Source organism: Lysinibacillus sp. 10T31, assembly GCF_056394365.1.
In genome coordinates, this window is the sequence record NZ_JBFTHS010000068.1 from 1 (window position 1) to 17,721 (window position 17,721).

General features: G+C 35.6%; 21 protein-coding genes and 1 riboswitch. Of the genes, 4 read left to right on the top strand and 17 right to left on the bottom strand.

What is annotated here, in order from left to right; all coding sequences use genetic code 11:
• Nucleotides 1-226 (top strand): hypothetical protein (locus tag AC1DCY_RS24385; protein ID WP_477354451.1); only part of this gene is annotated, 226 nt, incomplete at its 5' end.
• Nucleotides 227-407: 181 nt separating this feature from the next.
• Here the strand turns inward: AC1DCY_RS24385 and gcvPB are convergent.
• From gcvPB to AC1DCY_RS24440, 11 genes are all read right to left on the bottom strand, one after another.
• Nucleotides 408-1,871, bottom strand: coding sequence for an aminomethyl-transferring glycine dehydrogenase subunit GcvPB (gcvPB, locus tag AC1DCY_RS24390; protein ID WP_477354454.1), 1,464 nt, complete (start codon nt 1,869-1,871; stop codon nt 408-410).
• Entirely contained in the window at nt 1,864-3,210 is a 1,347-nt protein-coding gene (gene gcvPA / locus AC1DCY_RS24395; RefSeq protein ID WP_477354457.1) for an aminomethyl-transferring glycine dehydrogenase subunit GcvPA, read from the bottom strand. Before gcvPA ends, gcvPB begins: the two co-directional genes overlap by 8 nt.
• A 25-nt stretch (nt 3,211-3,235) precedes the next feature.
• Entirely contained in the window at nt 3,236-4,339 is a 1,104-nt protein-coding gene (gene gcvT, locus AC1DCY_RS24400; RefSeq protein ID WP_477354460.1) for a glycine cleavage system aminomethyltransferase GcvT, read from the bottom strand.
• Between the two features lie 269 nt (nt 4,340-4,608).
• A riboswitch (glycine riboswitch) is annotated at nt 4,609-4,701 on the bottom strand.
• 144 nt (nt 4,702-4,845) lie between these two features.
• Nucleotides 4,846-5,361: a shikimate kinase gene (locus AC1DCY_RS24405; protein WP_477354463.1), complete on the bottom strand. Its 516-nt coding sequence runs from the start codon at nt 5,359-5,361 to the stop codon at nt 4,846-4,848.
• Nucleotides 5,362-5,380: 19 nt separating this feature from the next.
• Nucleotides 5,381-5,581 (bottom strand): hypothetical protein, encoded by a 201-nt coding sequence (locus tag AC1DCY_RS24410; protein WP_477354466.1) that lies wholly within the window; start codon nt 5,579-5,581, stop codon nt 5,381-5,383.
• Nucleotides 5,559-5,984, bottom strand: coding sequence for a competence type IV pilus minor pilin ComGF (gene comGF, locus AC1DCY_RS24415; RefSeq protein WP_477354469.1), 426 nt, complete (start codon nt 5,982-5,984; stop codon nt 5,559-5,561). Before comGF ends, AC1DCY_RS24410 begins: the two co-directional genes overlap by 23 nt.
• The gene (locus AC1DCY_RS24420) at nt 5,977-6,294 is read right to left on the bottom strand and encodes a hypothetical protein (protein WP_477354472.1); all 318 of its coding nucleotides are present in this window, start codon (nt 6,292-6,294) and stop codon (nt 5,977-5,979) included. The genes comGF and AC1DCY_RS24420 overlap by 8 nt, the downstream gene beginning before the upstream one ends.
• On the bottom strand, nt 6,287-6,727 hold the full coding sequence (gene comGD / locus AC1DCY_RS24425) for a competence type IV pilus minor pilin ComGD (protein WP_477354474.1): 441 nt from the start codon (nt 6,725-6,727) through the stop codon (nt 6,287-6,289). The genes AC1DCY_RS24420 and comGD overlap by 8 nt, the downstream gene beginning before the upstream one ends.
• Nucleotides 6,727-6,915, bottom strand: a complete 189-nt coding sequence (locus AC1DCY_RS24430) for a competence type IV pilus major pilin ComGC (RefSeq protein WP_477354477.1) — start codon at nt 6,913-6,915, stop codon at nt 6,727-6,729. The genes comGD and AC1DCY_RS24430 overlap by 1 nt, the downstream gene beginning before the upstream one ends.
• A gap of 85 nt (nt 6,916-7,000) precedes the next feature.
• The gene (locus AC1DCY_RS24435) at nt 7,001-8,734 is read right to left on the bottom strand and encodes a recombinase family protein (protein ID WP_477354480.1); all 1,734 of its coding nucleotides are present in this window, start codon (nt 8,732-8,734) and stop codon (nt 7,001-7,003) included.
• Nucleotides 8,735-9,106: 372 nt separating this feature from the next.
• Nucleotides 9,107-9,673, bottom strand: a complete 567-nt coding sequence (locus AC1DCY_RS24440) for a recombinase family protein (protein WP_477354483.1) — start codon at nt 9,671-9,673, stop codon at nt 9,107-9,109.
• 450 nt (nt 9,674-10,123) lie between these two features.
• On the opposite strand from AC1DCY_RS24440, the gene AC1DCY_RS24445 reads away from it, so the two are divergent.
• Complete coding sequence (locus AC1DCY_RS24445) at nt 10,124-10,750, top strand: hypothetical protein (RefSeq protein ID WP_477354486.1); 627 nt, start codon at nt 10,124-10,126, stop codon at nt 10,748-10,750.
• A gap of 235 nt (nt 10,751-10,985) precedes the next feature.
• Here the strand turns inward: AC1DCY_RS24445 and AC1DCY_RS24450 are convergent, their stop codons facing one another.
• Nucleotides 10,986-11,663: a hypothetical protein gene (locus AC1DCY_RS24450; protein WP_477354489.1), complete on the bottom strand. Its 678-nt coding sequence runs from the start codon at nt 11,661-11,663 to the stop codon at nt 10,986-10,988.
• A gap of 166 nt (nt 11,664-11,829) precedes the next feature.
• Between AC1DCY_RS24450 and AC1DCY_RS24455 the strand changes: the two genes are divergently transcribed.
• The gene (locus tag AC1DCY_RS24455; RefSeq protein WP_477354492.1) at nt 11,830-12,087 is read left to right on the top strand and encodes a helix-turn-helix domain-containing protein; all 258 of its coding nucleotides are present in this window, start codon (nt 11,830-11,832) and stop codon (nt 12,085-12,087) included.
• A gap of 222 nt (nt 12,088-12,309) precedes the next feature.
• Here the strand turns inward: AC1DCY_RS24455 and AC1DCY_RS24460 are convergent, their stop codons facing one another.
• Nucleotides 12,310-13,281: a hypothetical protein gene (locus AC1DCY_RS24460; RefSeq protein WP_477354495.1), complete on the bottom strand. Its 972-nt coding sequence runs from the start codon at nt 13,279-13,281 to the stop codon at nt 12,310-12,312.
• Between the two features lie 664 nt (nt 13,282-13,945).
• Here AC1DCY_RS24460 and AC1DCY_RS24465 point away from each other — a divergent pair.
• Nucleotides 13,946-14,701: a hypothetical protein gene (locus AC1DCY_RS24465; protein WP_477354498.1), complete on the top strand. Its 756-nt coding sequence runs from the start codon at nt 13,946-13,948 to the stop codon at nt 14,699-14,701.
• Between the two features lie 343 nt (nt 14,702-15,044).
• Here the strand turns inward: AC1DCY_RS24465 and AC1DCY_RS24470 are convergent, their stop codons facing one another.
• The 4 genes from AC1DCY_RS24470 to AC1DCY_RS24485 all read right to left on the bottom strand — a co-directional run bounded on the left by AC1DCY_RS24470 (nt 15,045) and on the right by AC1DCY_RS24485 (nt 17,613).
• Nucleotides 15,045-15,995, bottom strand: coding sequence for a hypothetical protein (locus tag AC1DCY_RS24470; protein ID WP_477354501.1), 951 nt, complete (start codon nt 15,993-15,995; stop codon nt 15,045-15,047).
• A gap of 141 nt (nt 15,996-16,136) precedes the next feature.
• Nucleotides 16,137-16,667: a hypothetical protein gene (locus AC1DCY_RS24475; protein WP_477354504.1), complete on the bottom strand. Its 531-nt coding sequence runs from the start codon at nt 16,665-16,667 to the stop codon at nt 16,137-16,139.
• A gap of 19 nt (nt 16,668-16,686) precedes the next feature.
• Nucleotides 16,687-16,860 (bottom strand): hypothetical protein, encoded by a 174-nt coding sequence (locus AC1DCY_RS24480; RefSeq protein WP_477354507.1) that lies wholly within the window; start codon nt 16,858-16,860, stop codon nt 16,687-16,689.
• 249 nt (nt 16,861-17,109) lie between these two features.
• Nucleotides 17,110-17,613: a hypothetical protein gene (locus AC1DCY_RS24485; protein WP_477354510.1), complete on the bottom strand. Its 504-nt coding sequence runs from the start codon at nt 17,611-17,613 to the stop codon at nt 17,110-17,112.
• Nucleotides 17,614-17,721: the final 108 nt, after the last annotated feature.

Here is a 17,721-nt window from a genome sequence, read left to right on the forward strand (position 1 = left end):
CTCTTCTTTCCGTCACTCTGGCTCTTCTTTCCGTCACTCTGGCTCTTCTTTCCGTCACTCTGGCTCTTCTTTCCGTCACTCTGGCTCTTCTTTCCGTCACTCTGGCTCTTCTTTCCGTCGCTTTGACTCCTCTTTCCGTCGCTCTGTTTTCTTTCCGTCACTCTGGCTCTTCTTTCCGTCACTTGGACTATTCTTTCCGTCTGGACCATTCTTTCCGTCGCTTTGACTCCTCTATCCGTCGCTCTGTTTCCTATCCGTATGTCTTGGCTCTTCTTCCCGTCGCTCTTGTCTTTCTTTCCGTCACTCTGACTCTTTTTCCCGTCGCTTATCTAACGTCTATCAAAAAAAGAATAAAAAAGACGTCCAACAAGTACTTAAATACTCGTTGGACGCCTTATGGCAATTAATTATGCTTTTTGATAGCGAAGCACAGGTGTTCGAGCAGCGCGTGTTTCGTCTAAGCGAGTTACGACTGTTGTATGTGGTGCTTCTTGTACGATTGATGGATTTTCTTCTGCTTCTTCGGCAATTTGGATCATTTTATCGCAGAATGCATCTAATGTTTCTTTAGATTCTGTTTCTGTTGGCTCGATCATTAATGCCTCTTCCACATTTAATGGGAAGTAAGTTGTTGGTGGATGGTAGCCAAAGTCTAACAGACGTTTTGCGATATCTAAAGTACGAACGCCTAGTTTCTTTTGACGACGACCTGATAATACAAATTCATGTTTACAATGACGGTTATATGGTAGATCGTAGAATGGCTCTAAGCGACGCATCATATAGTTTGCGTTTAGTACAGCGTATTCTGTTACAGCTTTTAAGCCATCTGGACCCATTGTACGGATATAAGTGTATGCACGTACGTTGATACCAAAGTTACCGTAGTAAGGTTTAACACGTCCGATTGATTGTGGACGGTCGTAATCGAAGTGATATGATCCTTCCTCTGTTCTTACTAAAACTGGTTTTGGAAGGAATGGAATTAAATCTGCTTTTACACCTACTGGACCTGAACCTGGGCCACCGCCACCGTGAGGACCTGTAAATGTTTTGTGTAAATTTAAGTGGACGCAGTCAAAGCCCATATCACCAGGACGTGCTTTACTCATAACTGCGTTTAAGTTTGCACCGTCATAGTATACTTTACCGCCAACAGAGTGGATAAGCTCTGCCATTTCGATAATATTTTCTTCAAATAGACCAAGTGTATTTGGATTTGTTAGCATTAATGCAGCTGTATCAGAACCAACTACTTTGCGTAAATCTTCAATATCTACTAAACCATTATCATCTGATTTAACAGTGATAGTTTCAAAGCCTGCAACAGTTGCCGATGCTGGGTTAGTACCGTGAGCAGAGTCAGGAACGATAACTTTATTACGATGACCTTCACCGTTTGCTTCATGGAAGGCACGAATCATCATTAACGCTGTCCATTCACCATGTGCACCTGCGGCTGGTTGTAATGTCACTTCATCCATACCTGTAATTTCAACTAATGAAGTTTGTAGATCGTAAAGAAGCTCCATAGCTCCTTGAACTGTTGATTCATCCTGTAATGGGTGAACATTTGCAAAACCAGAAATTCGTGCAACAGCCTCGTTAATTTTAGGATTATATTTCATCGTACAAGAACCAAGAGGGTAGAAGCCAGAGTCTACACCGTGGTTTCGACGAGAAAGTGCTGTATAGTGACGCATAATATCAAGCTCAGATACCTCTGGTAATTCCGCTGCTTCTGCGCGTACTAGGTTTGCAGGAAGTAAATCTGCAAGTTCAACCTCTGGTACATCAAGTGCTTCTAAGCTGTAGCCAACGCGACCTTCTTTGGAAATTTCAAAAATGAGTGATTGATTTTCGTTATGCATTAAGAGCCCCCATTTCTGCAACAAGTGCATCAATTTCTTCCTTCGTGCGTAATTCTGTTACTGCGATTAGCACGTGATTTTTAAGAGAGTCATATGTTTGACCTAAAGGATAACCACCGATGATACCTTTTTCAATTAAGCCTTTATTAATTTCTTTCACACATTTATTTGTCTTCACAACGATTTCGTTAAAGTGCGCACCTTGGAATGCTACTGTGAAGCCAGCCGCTTCAAAGGCATTTTTAGCATAGCGAGTTTTCGCGATATTTTGAATAGCCATTTCACGAACACCTTGCTTACCTAGAGCAGTCATTGCTACAGAAGCAGCTAGTGCAAGAAGCGCTTGGTTCGAACAAATATTAGATGTTGCTTTATCACGACGAATATGTTGTTCACGCGCTTGTAATGTTAAAACATAACCACGGCGACCTTCGCCGTCTACTGTTTCACCAACAAGACGACCTGGAACTTTACGCATTAGCTTCGTTGTTACTGCAAAGAAGCCACAGTGTGGACCACCGAATGCTTCAGAAATACCGAAGACCTGTGCGTCCCCTACACAAATATCAGCACCTAGCTTACCAGGAGGTGTTAAAACCCCTAGTGAAAGTGGGTTTGAAGATACGACAAATAAACTTTTTGCCTCATGTGCAATATCGCCAATTACTTGTAAGTCCTCAATTTGACCAAAGAAGTTAGGATACTGTGTAATAACAGCTGCTGTATTGTCATCAATTAATTCTTTTAAAGCTTCTACATCTGTCACACCATCTTTATGTGGAACAGTAACAATTTCAATAGATTGACCGTATGCATATGTAGCAACGACATCGCGGTACTCAGGATGAACCGATTCAGATACTAAAATTTTCTTACGGCGTGTATGTCCAGCTGCAAGCATACCTGCTTCAGCTAACGCCGTTCCTCCATCATACATAGAAGAGTTTGCAAGATCCATACCTGTAAGCTCTGCAATCATCGTTTGGAATTCAAAAATTGCTTGTAATTCCCCTTGTGAAATTTCTGGTTGATATGGAGTATACGCAGTGTAAAACTCTGAACGAGAAATAACATGGTCCACGATGATCGGTTTATAGTGGTTGTATACGCCAGCACCTAAAAACGATACGTTTGCATTTGTATCTTTATTTTTCGCAGCAAGTGCCGTTAATTCTTTTAATAAAGCTGATTCAGATTTTGCTTCTTTAATATCATATAGGCCTTTAAAACGTACTTTTTCTGGAATATCCCCAAATAACTCATCAACTGAGGATACGCCAATTACGTCTAACATTTCTTGTTTATCTTGCTCCGTCATTGGTAAATAACGATGTTTCATAAATGTAGGTCCCTCTTTTCAACTTTTATTTTGAACGCTTGTAAAACGGTGTTTCAACAGTTACTACCTTTAAGTGCTTACCACGAATTTCGATTTCTAATTCAGTTCCGATAGTTGCGAATTGGCTGTCAATTAATGCGTGACCAACATTACGTTTAGAGGAAGGAAGCTGTGTACCTGTTGTTACTTCACCGATTTCCTTACCATCCTTAAACACTTTGTAGCCATGACGAGGAATTCCTTTATCAATCATTTCAATGCCAACAATTTTACGTGACAGTCCATTTTCTTTTTGTGCCACTAATGCATCATGACCATTAAAGTCCTCTTTATTTAACTTCACAGCAAAACCAATACCAGCCTCAAGAGGTGAAATTGTCGCTGATAGCTCTTGCCCGTATAATGGAAGACCCGCTTCAAAGCGAAGTGTATCACGGCAACCTAAACCTGTTGGAACAACGCCTTTGTCTTTTCCAGCCTCTAAAATTTCATTCCATAAAGCTTTAATAGCTTCTGGAGAGCCGTATAATTCAAAACCATCTTCTCCTGTGTAACCGCTACGAGATACTAATGCTTTATGACCAGCAACTTCAACGTCTGCTTGGAAACGGAAGTATTTAATCGTTTTTAAATCAGTGTCTGTTAATGTTTGAAGAACCTCTTCTGCTATTGGACCTTGAAGGGCAATTTGTGCATAAGCATCTGATTGATTGTCGATAGTCACATTATATTGATGTTGATTTTCCATCATCCAATCATAATCTTTTTCAATATTTGCCGCATTTACGCACAATAAATAATGATTGTCTGCTAATTTATACGTTAATAAATCATCAACAACGCCACCATCTTCATAACACATTGCATTATATTGCGCTTGGCCAACTGCAATTTTTGAAATATCATTTGTCAAAAGATTTTGTAAAAAATCTAGTGAATCAGGTCCAGTTACTAAAATTTCACCCATATGTGATACATCAAATAAGCCAGCACTATTACGTACTGCATCATGCTCTTCTTTAATAGAAGAGAATTGCACTGGTAATTCCCATCCACCGAAGTCGATTGTTTTACCACCATACTTTGCATATTCTTCAAATAGAGGTGTACGCTTTAATTCATTCGTCATTATTTTTGCCCCCTTAATGGTAGTTACATTTTTTACTGATAGTAGTTCGTCTGCTTTTTATAAGTACAATCATGCTTCCCCTGTTTGTTCATTTAAATAAGGAATTAACAAGCAAAACATTTAGGCATAAAAAAAGACAGACGAACCCCTTTTCGGGATTCTCTGTCCTTAAACCTGAAAGTTACACCAGACTGGCTCGCATTACTACAATGCCAATCAGCCGGCTTTCCCCTTTGGTGGCTGTAGTACTACAGCTCTCTCCAGAGTTGCGTCTTGTACGAGTCCTTTTACCTGAGAGATTCATAACATTTTGTTATTTGCTCCTTCGGTGACGTCTACACGTGCTCTCCCCGCACAATCATCCGCCCAAGATTCATCTTGGTACTATTTAGTATTCAATGAACATTTAGTTACTTATTTGTCTATATCCTAACATTAATTGCATTGAAAAGGCAATCATTTTTTATTTTATATTAAAACACGAACATTAAATAGATTTATTTTTATTATTGTTCGCCTTTTAATCTTTTGACTTGGAATACTAAATACTCAAGAATTTGGCGGATTGTTCTGCCCTCTGTTAACACTTGTATATGTCCTGTCTCACGATAGAATCTTCTTCTGTAATGATACAGCTTCTCTAGCTCCTCTTTCGTTGAACTCTGGACAATTGGTCTGTTCGGATCATGCTGTATTCGTTTGTATATATCTTCGAATGTCGCATCTAAAAAAAACACGAGCCCACTACGTCTCATTATTTTTCGATTTTCAGCACTGATTGCAACTCCACCACCTGTTGAAATAATACAAGCTTCGTCTCGGAAATTTTTCAAAAATTCTGTTTCTATTTCTCGAAAACGTGCTTCGCCGTATTTTTCAAATATCTGTGGAATTGTCATTCCCTGCTGCCGAACAATCTCACGATCCATATCATAATATGGCATCTTTAACAAATAGCTTAAACGTCTTCCTAACGCACTTTTCCCGCAGCCCATAAAGCCCACTAAATATATTTTTCGCATTCGAATCACCTTCTTATAACTACGATTCTACACTGTCTGACAAAATTTGTCCTAATAAATTTATCGTAGCTCGAACATTCAGCTTTTCTAGTTCATTATATGTTCGAAACTGAATTTCATAAGACGTAAAATACGTAAGAACAAAAGTAGTTACAAAAAATAATAATGCAATTGCGATTAAAAAAACAGCCCCTCTGTCATTTTTCAATAATTGGAACATAGAAAGTTCGCTCCTTTTTGATACCACTTGGAAGTTCAACAGCTACTGTTAACATATCTTTTTCAAATTGAAACTGACATTTATTAATACCAATTAGCATTGGTACATGACCACTATTAACTTGATCACGAATAATATCGTTATAACAATCAATATTATGAATGGTATCTGCCGCCTGGAAGGTTATTCTCTTTTGATCTTGTCGAATCGTAAATGATGAAATATCCTTTAAATACATATTCATATCATAAACAAAAAGCTCCCACTTTGATTGTTCATCAGATAGTACCGTTGATTTCATTTCTGCAAACCAAAGCATAATGAACACAACAAGATGCGCAATAAGCACAAAAACAACTAATTGAAACAACGCTTCTAATAAAGTATAGCCTCGCTCATTCATCGACTTCACCTATCAGTTGTATACATTTTTTGCGTAATTCTCGCGTATTTTGAAAACTTACACATATCCCTTGTTCATTCATAGACCATTGAAAGTCTACATTTTCAATGGTTTTAGCGCCTTCCATTTGCTGTAAATAGCGATAACACTTTAAACCTTCATAGGCCGTTTCAGCTGCGATAACTTCTAACTTTTTGTTATAAAGAGTCGTTTTCATCGTGTAGCTGATCGGTATTAATGTCATGCATAATAACATAACAATGACTACTGATAAAATCGTTTCTACAAATGAATAACCAGATTCATTCAACTCTCGATCTCCCTCGTCCTAACGTAATCACAACCTTTTTAGTGCCTTGAGGCGTTTTAAAATAAACAGTTCCAGGGGTCATGACGTTTCCATTGTAATTGTATATAATCGTATAAATTGAACTTGAAGAAGGTATGACCTCAACCCCTTTCGGAAAAGGTCGTTCAAATAATTCTGTAAAAATATCCTTTTTAATGATGTATCTCTTTGATGAATTCTCAAACTTCATCGAGATATACTCCCCGTGATGCATACTATAAGTTTGGATATATTGGATATCTAATTGAATTTGTGTAAAAAACAGCTCAAGTTCTCTAGTTTCCGCTGCTTTTAACGAATACTTTACGACAATTGCTGACAAACACATAACGATAAATAAGACAATGAGCATTTCGACAAACGTAAAGCCACGCTCACTTTTTACAACATCCATCAGCTACCAGAACCGGTATTGGCAGAGGACTTCGCCAACCGTACCTCGCCATCTTTAGTGATCATAATCTCTTCTTTATTAGGACAGGTCGTTTCATTCTTCTTCAAATAGCCTTTTGCTACTAAATCTTCAATTGTTGGATAATCCATAAAATCTACTCGATATGCCTCAACCTGCCCTTGCACCATGGATAAAAAACAGTTGAAAAACAACCCTTTATCTAAAAATTAAGCAATTCAACTAAGTGAACTGCATACATTTTAATAGAAAGAACTAAAGTAAACCTTCTTCTTGAAGCCTTTGGTGTTCTAATCTATCTTCATCATATTGCTCCCAAACTAAGCGAGCTTCCTTATGATTTCTTCTGACACTGATTCCAAACGGATTAATTGGTAGACTGTTCCCGATTGGATTCTCTTTGAAAATACTGTTGTATTCTATGATTTCATCATCATAATTAGGCATTGCAAAAAAATACTCCACTTCATAATCTTTCACAATTACCTTGTTCAATAACTGTAACTTTTCTTCATTAGTAAAACACGTAGTTTTTATCATTTGCTGAATGAGTTCTTTTTTCTTCTCAACTTTTACTTTGAGCTTTTGAATCTTTTCAACATTGATAGCTTCAAACTGCGCTTCCAATGCTTCACGTTCATTAGAAGCCTTATCAAACTTCTTCTCAAAGCCCTTTACTAGCTTATCATTGCCCTGCTTTTTGTACACTTGAATGGAATCTAAGAAACTATCACATTCACTATCGAGTTCATCAATTCGCTTCTGTAAACGCTCTCTAGTATCTTCTATGCGAACAAGCTCACTAGCTATCCCATTCAATAGCTCTTTATATTGCACCTGTTCTCTCATTGTATCTGCTAAAAAGTTGATTTCTACTTCATCTAACCCTTTATTCAGATTGTTTAGAGAAATACCTCGACACCCACATCTAGCTTGATTTGTTCTACTCATACACATATAGTTAATTTTTTTGTTCTTTCCGCTACCTGTAGTTGTATGTTTCTTGAAACCTTTTCCACATACACCACATTTGATTTTTTGAAAGTACACATCTGTATAAGTCGGTTTTCTACCACGTTTCTTTTCACCTTTATTAATTCTGCTCTCACGTACTTTATTAGCTTTCTCAAATTGCTCTACTGAAACAATTTGGGGTACTGCATTTGGTATCTTAATAAAATCGTCCTCATGGCGCTTTTTACGAACAGTAGCTGTAACATCATCTTTATACGTCCTATGAACAACTGCTGTTCCCGTATAGATAAGATTCTTAATAATACGGTTTATTTTGTCACTTGACCACATGTGATTTCTTTGTGTCGGTATCTTTTCATCATTCAGTTCTTTAGCTAGAATCATACCGCCTTTTGTTGAATAACTATTAAAAATTCTTTCTACAACCTCTGCTTGTTTGGGGACTATGATAATGTTTCTATCTTTATCCCATGTGTAGCCATAAGGCAACCTAGCAGGTCTATAACGCTCTTTTCTTGCATTATGCTCCTTAGTAAACTTAATTTTTTCACTTAAATCTTGTGAGTAACCTTCTGCAACACTGAACAGAATTGTAAGCATTAGTTTCCAATTCTTATCCTCGGTAGAAACTCCACCATGTTCAAATCTAATGTAAACCCCTAACGCTCTTAGCTGTTTAGCTGTAGACATACCAATTTCTTCATTACGAGCATAGCGTGAAACATCTTTAGTGATTATGTAATCAAACTCAGGTTTTCTATCTGACGTTTCGAAAATATCACCGTCTTTTTCACGTTCAATAAAGTCCAATCCTGCTTTATACATCATTTCAATGAACTTTTCTCGTCTAGCATTAGTACCACTGAAACCTTCATCAGCAAAGATTTCTACAAGTTCTAGGTTTTCTCTTGCACAATATTCTTCATAAACTTCTCTTTGCATAGCTAATGATAGCTTTTGTTCTTCTTTATCTGTCGAAACCCTTGTATATACTACCGCTCTTTTTCTTGCCATATCGTTTCAATTCCTTTCTCTCGGTGTGTGGATGTGCTTGGTCATACCCATTTCCCTATTCCAACTAATTAAATATCGGAAAATACGGGGATACACCTAGCTTCGATAACCACATTTTACTAAACTTGTCAAACAGCTCTGTGTGACGCTCTCCTACTCAAATGACAAAATTATCAACCTCACTCGCTGAGACGCTCACACAAGCTCCTACACCCCTCTGACAAGCACCTATCACTCTGCGTCATGATTGAAAATAAAATCAATGTTTTACTTGTCAACCAATAAAAATTGAATATGCCATAAAGCCCTATAAATCAAGCTTTTCGTCTGAATATACATGAACGTCACCTTTTTGAAAAGCAACTAATTTTTTTATATTTCCTTTTCTTTTCTCTTTCTAGCTTCACGCTTTAAGGTACTCATGCTAATCCCTGTGATTTCTTCAACCTGTGAGAATGAATGTGTTTCTTTCAGCTTCATAGCATGGTCAAGCTGTGCCTTTGTATATGTAGGTTTACGACCTTCACGATAGTTTGGATTTTGTTTAGCTATCACTTTTCCTTCCTGTGTACGTTCAACAATCATGTCACGCTCGAACTCTGCGAACGCAAAGAAAATGTTACGAATAAGTTTTGAAGCAGGTGTATTATCCATTAAGCCCATATTTAAAATATGCACCCTTATACCTTTGGCAATAAGCTCTTTTACCAATTCACTACCTTGTGATGCAGAACGAGCAAAACGGTCTAGCTTAGTAACCATGAGCGTATCACCTTCTTTAAGAACGCTTAATAGTTCATTTAATTGTGGTCTATCAGTGATAGTGCCTGTGAACTTCTCTTGATAGATTTTCTCTGCGCCCTGTTTTTCTAATGCATATATCTGTGCTTCTAGGTCTTGACCAATTGTTGAAACACGAGCATATCCATATACTGTCATTTCCATCCCTCTTTCCAACATTACTTATGACACTTAATTACGACACCATCAGATATACCGATACTATCACATCGGCTTCATCGGTGTCAATCTTTTAAGTTGTGATACCACTTTTATTTTATGAGAGCTATCGTTAGCACCTACATTTCTCTATGTAAATATCCATCTATAATCAATCGCTTTAATCAATGAAACAATTTGACCTGTGTATCGTGGCTCTTTCATCTATTTATCTATTGGTGCAATTAATACAGGTTTTTGATGTGATTCATCATATATAAGTGATTGATTAGTTTAGTAGCGGTTTAGGAGTTGTCGTGTCGCCTGTGGTAACAAGATGAATTTGTTTGTTGTACATTTCCATTTCTCTATCAAACTAAAATTTACTATGATATGATTTTCACATAGAGTTTCCAATTATTTTAAAATGTAATACGTGGGGGGATAATAATGAGTAATAGTTGGTTAAGACGTGCAACGGAAAATCTCTTTAAAAAGAGTGAAGAAAAAGACGATTTCCAAAAAGCACGTAATGAATGGCTTTACAACGGACTAGAGGACAATGAATATTGTGAAGCAGAATGTGAATTATGTAACCATGAAGAAATCCGCTACGAGTACACTATTATCAATAGTTTGAATAAAAATGTAATGATTGTTGGTTCAGAATGTATCAAGAAATTTACAGATGATTTTAAAACTGATTTCTATGATATAGAAGGTAATCTGATTAATGAGAAGCGCTTATCAAAGGATAAGAACGAATACTTTAAAAAAATTTTAAATGAAGCATTGGATGAAAGATTAGCCAATTCAAACAATTCATTCTACAAGAGCATTGCTGAACAAATTAAAAAAGATGGAAAATTAACACCAAATCAATTAAAGCATTTATACAATTTCTATCCAACCCTTAGTGATATGGGAAAACGAGCGTTTAATAGTATTGTGAAAGTAAGTTTAAGAAGACATAGAGAACAAGAGCAAATTTCTACACTTAGCCAAATTGATTTAGAGTTTGTAGCACAGTTTATGACACCTGAACAACGTAAACGATATAATATCTTACATTTCTAATATTACATAACTCTAAGTTCTTCCAATATAAGCCTATAGGACTTGTATAGTATGGTTAATCACTTACACAAGTCCTTTTGTTATGCTTCTCCAATCCCTTCAACATCCACTAACACTCGTTACATGACGCTTCCAATGAATCTATCAATCCCAATCACCAAAGCACCTCATAGCGTGACTATGAGCTTCTAACAGTAAAAAAAGATAGAGCTGTTAACTCTATCCTGTGGTTCACCTACTCCAAAGAGTAAGTAATATCAAAAACATATCCATTTTTCATAGTTAAAACAGCACCGTCATAAGTCCAAAACTCAGCTTCATTATTTTTAGTAACTTTTATTGGTGAGCCTAAAAGAGTTTCAACGTCTTTCTTTGAGTCACCTGTTTTAACTTTTACCGTGGCTTTTCTTTGTTCTTCTCTCTCTTTGGCAAGGTATTTGTCCATCTTCTCTGTTTCCTTCTTAAAGAGAGCTATGTTTTCCTTACTAACATATATAGGGCTATCAGCAAACAGTCTTATTTCTTCATAGTTCTTTTTGCTAATACTTTTAGATAGTAAAAAATGTAGGGAACTATTTAGATTCTTTGTCGCTTCATCTATTAGCTTATCTAAATGTTCATCCCCTTCTTTGGTTTCTTTGTATATCTTATCATTTTTAAAGACCTTTAAGAGAGCTTCATCTGATAGCTTTGCTACCTCTACTTGCTCTGAGTCTTTCTTACTATCTACAATACCTTTTATAGATTCTATGTAATCATTGTATGCGTCCTCTTTCATACTAGCAACAACTTCTATGTTTTCTCTTTCATCCTTTTTTGCACTTGCTATCATAAAATAGCCTGCAAAAGCTAATATTAGAGCAAAAGTGATTACCGCTACTATGATATTTGTTCTTTTGTTGTTTTTCCGCAATGTTGATTCCTCCTAAAAACTAAGACTATAGTCTACAAAATAGAGTTTACTATATTTCAGTAAATATTGGTATTTAATTTTCAATCCCAATCCTTTTGTAGACCATAGTACGTGGTTTAACATCTCTTATACCATTGTAATTGATTAAAAAAGGAGATTTTGTCTCTTGAATGAAATCGAAAACATTACAATTGGTACTGTATTAAAGCGTGTTCGTAAATCCCTGAAACTATCACAAGAAGAACTCGCACATAGAAGCAGTTTGGATAGAACATACATCAGTATGCTTGAGCGAAATATCAAGCAACCGACAATAACAACAATTTTCCTATTAGCAGAAGCTTTGGATATGAAACCTTCTAAATTTGTTAAGTTATTGGAAGATGAATTTGAAGGATACACTATTAAACGCACTACAGTATAGTCACGACTAAACGCCCATATAAACCCTGTGACAATCCTAGCATAAATATGGCCTATATTATTGTTATCTTTGCTCATAGGGCTTGTGTTGGTTCTAAGAACCGACTTGAGAGCAATGCATGTAATCAAATGTACTTCTAACTGATGCTCGATTACTCTAAGCGCTGTTCTAAGAAGGCAGAACAGAAAAAGCACACCACTTTAATTGTGATGTGCTTCATTATTATTTTTGGTCTTCTGTCTTTTGGTTTTCCGTCTTTTGGTTTTCCGTCTCTCGGTCTTCTGTCTCTCGGTCTTCTGACGGGCTATTTAATAATAGTTGATTTGCAGATTCTTGTAATAACTTATATTCTTCATTTGAAGGAAACTCTTCTTTTTGTTCTTCAGGGGCATTTAATGCAGGTTTAACTTCCGCACCTTTAATGAGATAATCTGCCATTGTTAGAATTTGCATACTTAAACCATTTTGATATTCATTAATATTAGAAAGGTCTTCTGTGTTAATTACCCCACTTTCCAACAATTTACTTGCGGAAATTTTAGATTGTTCCACTTCTAACTTTCTCATACTATCTAACACAATCTGTCTTGCCTCATCATCAATAGAGTTTGTAGATTCTAATTTCTCAGTAGTACTTCTTAACGCTAAAATGTTCTTAGCAAGTTCAGTTGTAACCTTTACGAACTCACCAATAATAACAACAGATTCCGCATAAGTCACCACAACCTCAATCCAATTAGAACCTGTGTCGAAAGTGCTTAACTTTAATTCACCTTGCTTCTTATCGGGTAAAACACCTTTAAATATCTTCTCAATATCTTCTATAAAGTTAGCAACTGATTTTAAATCAGTAAATGGTGGTAATTTAATACTAATCGAATTTTCATCTTGATTATCTATTGCCAATGATATTGCAGTAATAACTGCAGTAACTTTCAAATTAATAGTTTTTAACAATTCTTCATATTGTTCATATTTAATACTATTTAGGATAACTTCGTTATCAAATAGAGTGACAATATTTTTAAAATTAGTAATAAACTCTTTATACTCATTATCAATAAACCCAAATTTATTAATTTTAATAATTAAACTGTTAAGTTTAGTTACTCCAATTACTCTAAATTTCCCACCCTCAACTGCCTGATATTCAAACTTAAAACCCTTCTTTATTTCCTCTAATTCGTATTTCATCTCTCTCAATCTCAATATTTTCACCTCAAAAATTATTATAGTAAATAATAGATTGAAGTTGTTGTAAATAATGGAGATGGATAGAAAATTATTGTTTATAAAAGTAAAATATCAAAGTACTACTATTCAACATTAGTCCTCAATGTATATCCTCATTCACAAACACAAAAAGCACACCAAGCTAATGATGCGCTAATAAGAAGTCATAAATCACATGGCTGTTTTCAATATAAGCCCACTCTAAATCATCACGACACGCTTTGAAATGCTTACGGAATGTTGTCCATTGGCTCGTAGTTAGTAGCAACTTGATTGAGTTCTCGTTATCTGCTTCCTTTGCCTGTCTATCTGTTCGTCTTTACCTGCTTATCATGGAAATAAGATATGTAACTTTCTCACGGCAACGCTCAGTAGCTTCGCATATATCTTTGTAGCAATGTATCAATGATTCGTCTGCACCACTGACAACACTTACAAGCTCGTTAAATGCTTCGGTTGCTTCGATTTTTGATATAAGCTAACTCAAAGTTGTAGAGGTTTATACCTTATCGTATTGTTAAATTTTAATAGAGAATTTAGATAATAACTCTAACATCCATATTTACATATATGTTACAATTTCTATATCATCTTTTTAAGAAATAATACACTTGGAAGTGAAGAAATGAAACAAATTATTATTTTACTATGTTCGATTTTTTTAGTAGCTTGTAGTGCTTCGAATGAAAGTAATAAAAAACAAGACATTGAAACCGAAAAAGAAGCAATAACTAATAGTTTGCCAAATAGCAAAGAAGTATATGATTTTGCTCAAAGTAAATTTGATGAAATTACTAACTATGGCGAGAATTATGAACCTAAAATTCATGATGAATTAGTATTAAAAGAAACAGCAACTCATTTTGATATTGATTACGACACAGCAAACACTCTTTATATGAAAGAAGCAATGGGATTTGAGAGTAATGCTTTATTTGAATCTAAACAACCATTTATAACTATGGAATTATTCAAACAGATTCAAACAGGCATGACATATGAAGAAGTAAAAGAACTAACCAATTTGGAAGGGACTTTAGTTCCAACAAGTTCTGATGAAGAAATAAGTGAATATAAATATGAAGCAGAGGGAAATGCCTCAGTCACTTTAATTTTCTCTAATAATATCTTATTTACTAAAAGCCAATCAGGTTTAGCAACACCCGAAAAGATAACAATTAATCAGTATAATCAAGTTGTTAAAGGAATGACCCTCGAAGAGGTAGAATCAATTTTAGGTATAGGGGAATTTGGAGGAGATATGGTTACACCCAATGCTACAACAGAGACCTATTGGTATGAAGGAGTTAGTGGCGGTTCTGCTCAATTGATTTTTTCCAACGGTAGATTAGGCATGAAAGAAGAATTTAGTCTGCAATAATTAGGTTTCTATCATTTAAACAGGACTTGCTAATGTGAGTGTATCTCATTTGTACAAGTCCTTTTGTTATGCTCTCACAACTAACCCTGTTACTTCACGCATAGCTTTGTAGCTACAATTAGACAACCTGCGTAAATGCTTTCCCTACTTCACTATCATCAACGCTCATAAGCTCGCTAAACATTTCTAGAAACTTGCTATGGTTGTTGTTGTATGCCAAGTGTTATTGGTTGTAATAAAATAACTTATTTCTCACAAAATTTATGGTACTGTACACCACTCCTCACACGCATCGGAAATGAACATATGGATAATTGGTCATCTCGATTCATCTAAGAGCGTCTTAAACTGCTATTGGCAATAGGAAGTCATACATGATGTGACTGTTTTCAAGATAAGCCTGTTCAATATCATCTCGACTTTCTTTAAAGTGCTTTCTAAAGGTACTCCATTGGCTCTTAGTGAGTAACGCTCTGATTGCGTTCTCATTATGAGGCTTTTTAGCTTGATTGATAAGGTCAATATAGGCTTTATCCCCTCTGCTAGTCTTGACCTGCTTATCGTTTAAATACGAATACGTTAGGCATGGTATAAACATTTCCTTCTGCAAGCGTTGAACGATAAGATTGTGATTCAAGTCGTACAGCTTCATGTTATCGACTTCCTTAAAGAACAGCTTTACCTCAAAACGATTAATGAAGTTGTCCTCTAACGTTTCATCTTCTACTTTACGGTCATAGTGCGATTCACAGGCTGTTTTGTTTCGATTGCCTGTTGAGCCTGACCATGAAGACGTTTCAAAGTTCATTTGCTTCTGATTGCCATTCCGTTTAAGGTAGGCGCTTGTGTTAAACGGTGTCACATAGTCAGTCGCTACGTCTAAGCGAACGATAAACCATTTAGGGTTGTTTAGAATATCAAGAATGATTGGACTGTTCCCAATTAGATTAGTCGTGAACTTTGAATGAAGTTGAATCTCTGTGTTAACTCCATCTTCAAAAGGCATTAGCTTGATGTACACACCAAAATGTTCTCTCAAATCCATGATATGACTTATCTTAGTAAAGCCATTTGGCTGTGATTCACGCTCGATATGGTAGCTAAACATTGAAGTCAAACCCTCAATTTCCTCTGCTGTTAAACGTGCTTTAAGAATCACCTTATCAATACCAATCGAACGCTTATATCCAATGATTTTGTTATCTGAATCAAACGCAAAATAAGGTTTATGACGATTAGGAATCTTTGAAATATCCTTACCGATTGGTGAATTATTGTTTGTCTTTGTTGTCATTAATTTGCTCTCTTTCTATCAACATTGAAACTAATCAATACCAACTATAAATTAGGATTAAAATTGAAATTATAATTGAAGAAAATCACCTTTTGCTAACCTTATTATAGGAATGGCTTCTCCAATCAAAAAACAAGGACATTAAGCCCTTGCTTTCTTTTTTGATGCCCTCAGCGCATCGACTTTGGACTGTTTAATACCTTCTGCTTCAGCCATCTTTGTAACGCTTGGATAGCTACGAATTGTTGAATCATCGGTGTCAATTATCATCATGGGTACTGCATTTTCTTGTAAATGGTCACCACTTGATAGCATACCGATATTGCCAAACTCATAATGCCCATCGGGATTTAATCGGTGCAAAGTCGGTCTATCATCATCAAGACCTGTTTCCTCAAAGATTTCATGCTGTTTAACCCACGCTTGCCAAAACTCTTTATCACCTTGAATCACCTCAAGCAAAGCGAATCTATCTGTTTTGTTTAAGTTGAATTGGATACCTTTAGCAATGTAATCTCCTCTTTCCTTAGTACGTCTTTTTGCCTGTATCAAGGAGTTTAGTAATGTTACCCCTGCGCCAACTAAATCTAGGTCAATACCATGTTTAGCAAACAGTCTTGATACTGTAAGAGCCTGTTCTACTGCTCTGCTTCTGATTTCGTTTCTTTTCATATTAATCCCCTTCTTTCTGTTAGATAGTAGTTGTTTCAATTTCAGCATATTCTACATACAGGCTAGTTTCTTCTTGTCTGTCACTAATCAACGTGATTCCCTCAATCTGTTGGGAATACATTGTTTGAAATACCTGTGACTCTGTTTCTGTCATTAAAACATCAATTGTCAGTGTTACAATTTGCTTTTTCATTTTTGTTCCTCCAAAAAATATTTGTTTGTTTGTGTGTGTTTACCGCATGGAATAGACTACCATGTTTTTTTCAAGATTCCAACAAAAATAACTAAAAATAGGTCTAAATACACTTTAAATTAGTATTGTAAACACTTATCATTATAAGTTTATGCATTCCATTAGTGTTATCTGTACTAATCATTCAAAACTTCTTTAACAAAAAAACAACTCTACTCATTTCTGAATAAAGTTGCTTTAAAGTCCTTTTTATGTTCTATCTCCGCCTGACAACCAATTATCTACTTTTCCGATATTAGGTTCTACAGGTAACTCCCTTTTTTCAATGTATATATCAACCTTTTTTCCTTCTGTTTCTGTGTCTATTTTTATATCTTCAAAATTATTGTGAATTTGAATATCTACACTATCACCCTGTACAAAAGTAACTATCGTAAGTATAGAACTTATTAACCCAATTAATGCAGTTAATTGTAATATAGCTTTGTTATTAGTTATTGCGTTATAACCATTCTTAAACTGACTAGCAAGTTTCAAATAGGATTCTATAAAATCATTCAGAATTTCTGATAAATCCAAACTTTCCTGAGTGAAGAAAGTTGTACTATTTGAATCTTCTTGTATATCTTCAATAATGTTATCTAATACCGCAATACCATCTTCAATACTGAATGAATTTACTGTATAAGCTTTCATAAAAGTGGCACTAATAATTTTACGTATCTCGTTCTGTTGCTGTAGAACCTGCTTCATYGGACTCTCYATAGCCTTACGTATCTCGTTCTGTTGCTGTAGAACCTGCTTCATYGGACTCTCYATAGCCTTACGTATCTCGTTCTGTTGCTGTAGAACCTGCTTCAT

Bases quoted from the DNA above. Each gene is read 5' to 3' on its own strand.
- AC1DCY_RS24405 (WP_477354463.1), bottom strand. From the start codon at position 5,361: ATGCGAAAAATATATTTAGTGGGCTTTATGGGCTGCGGGAAAAGTGCG.
- AC1DCY_RS24430 (WP_477354477.1), bottom strand. From the start codon at position 6,915: ATGGTGCAAGGGCAGGTTGAGGCATATCGAGTAGATTTTATGGATTAT.
- AC1DCY_RS24460 (WP_477354495.1), bottom strand. From the start codon at position 13,281: ATGAAATACGAATTAGAGGAAATAAAGAAGGGTTTTAAGTTTGAATAT.
- comGF (WP_477354469.1), bottom strand. From the start codon at position 5,984: ATGAATGAGCGAGGCTATACTTTATTAGAAGCGTTGTTTCAATTAGTT.
- gcvPB (WP_477354454.1), bottom strand. From the start codon at position 1,871: ATGCATAACGAAAATCAATCACTCATTTTTGAAATTTCCAAAGAAGGT.
- AC1DCY_RS24475 (WP_477354504.1), bottom strand. From the start codon at position 16,667: ATGAAAAGAAACGAAATCAGAAGCAGAGCAGTAGAACAGGCTCTTACA.
- gcvT (WP_477354460.1), bottom strand. From the start codon at position 4,339: ATGACGAATGAATTAAAGCGTACACCTCTATTTGAAGAATATGCAAAG.
- AC1DCY_RS24485 (WP_477354510.1), bottom strand. From the start codon at position 17,613: ATGAAGCAGGTTCTACAGCAACAGAACGAGATACGTAAAATTATTAGT.
- AC1DCY_RS24465 (WP_477354498.1), top strand. From the start codon at position 13,946: ATGAAACAAATTATTATTTTACTATGTTCGATTTTTTTAGTAGCTTGT.
- comGD (WP_477354474.1), bottom strand. From the start codon at position 6,727: ATGGATGTTGTAAAAAGTGAGCGTGGCTTTACGTTTGTCGAAATGCTC.
- AC1DCY_RS24440 (WP_477354483.1), bottom strand. From the start codon at position 9,673: ATGACAGTATATGGATATGCTCGTGTTTCAACAATTGGTCAAGACCTA.
- AC1DCY_RS24445 (WP_477354486.1), top strand. From the start codon at position 10,124: ATGAGTAATAGTTGGTTAAGACGTGCAACGGAAAATCTCTTTAAAAAG.
- AC1DCY_RS24410 (WP_477354466.1), bottom strand. From the start codon at position 5,581: ATGTTCCAATTATTGAAAAATGACAGAGGGGCTGTTTTTTTAATCGCA.
- AC1DCY_RS24470 (WP_477354501.1), bottom strand. From the start codon at position 15,995: ATGACAACAAAGACAAACAATAATTCACCAATCGGTAAGGATATTTCA.
- AC1DCY_RS24480 (WP_477354507.1), bottom strand. From the start codon at position 16,860: ATGAAAAAGCAAATTGTAACACTGACAATTGATGTTTTAATGACAGAA.
- gcvPA (WP_477354457.1), bottom strand. From the start codon at position 3,210: ATGAAACATCGTTATTTACCAATGACGGAGCAAGATAAACAAGAAATG.
- AC1DCY_RS24435 (WP_477354480.1), bottom strand. From the start codon at position 8,734: ATGGCAAGAAAAAGAGCGGTAGTATATACAAGGGTTTCGACAGATAAA.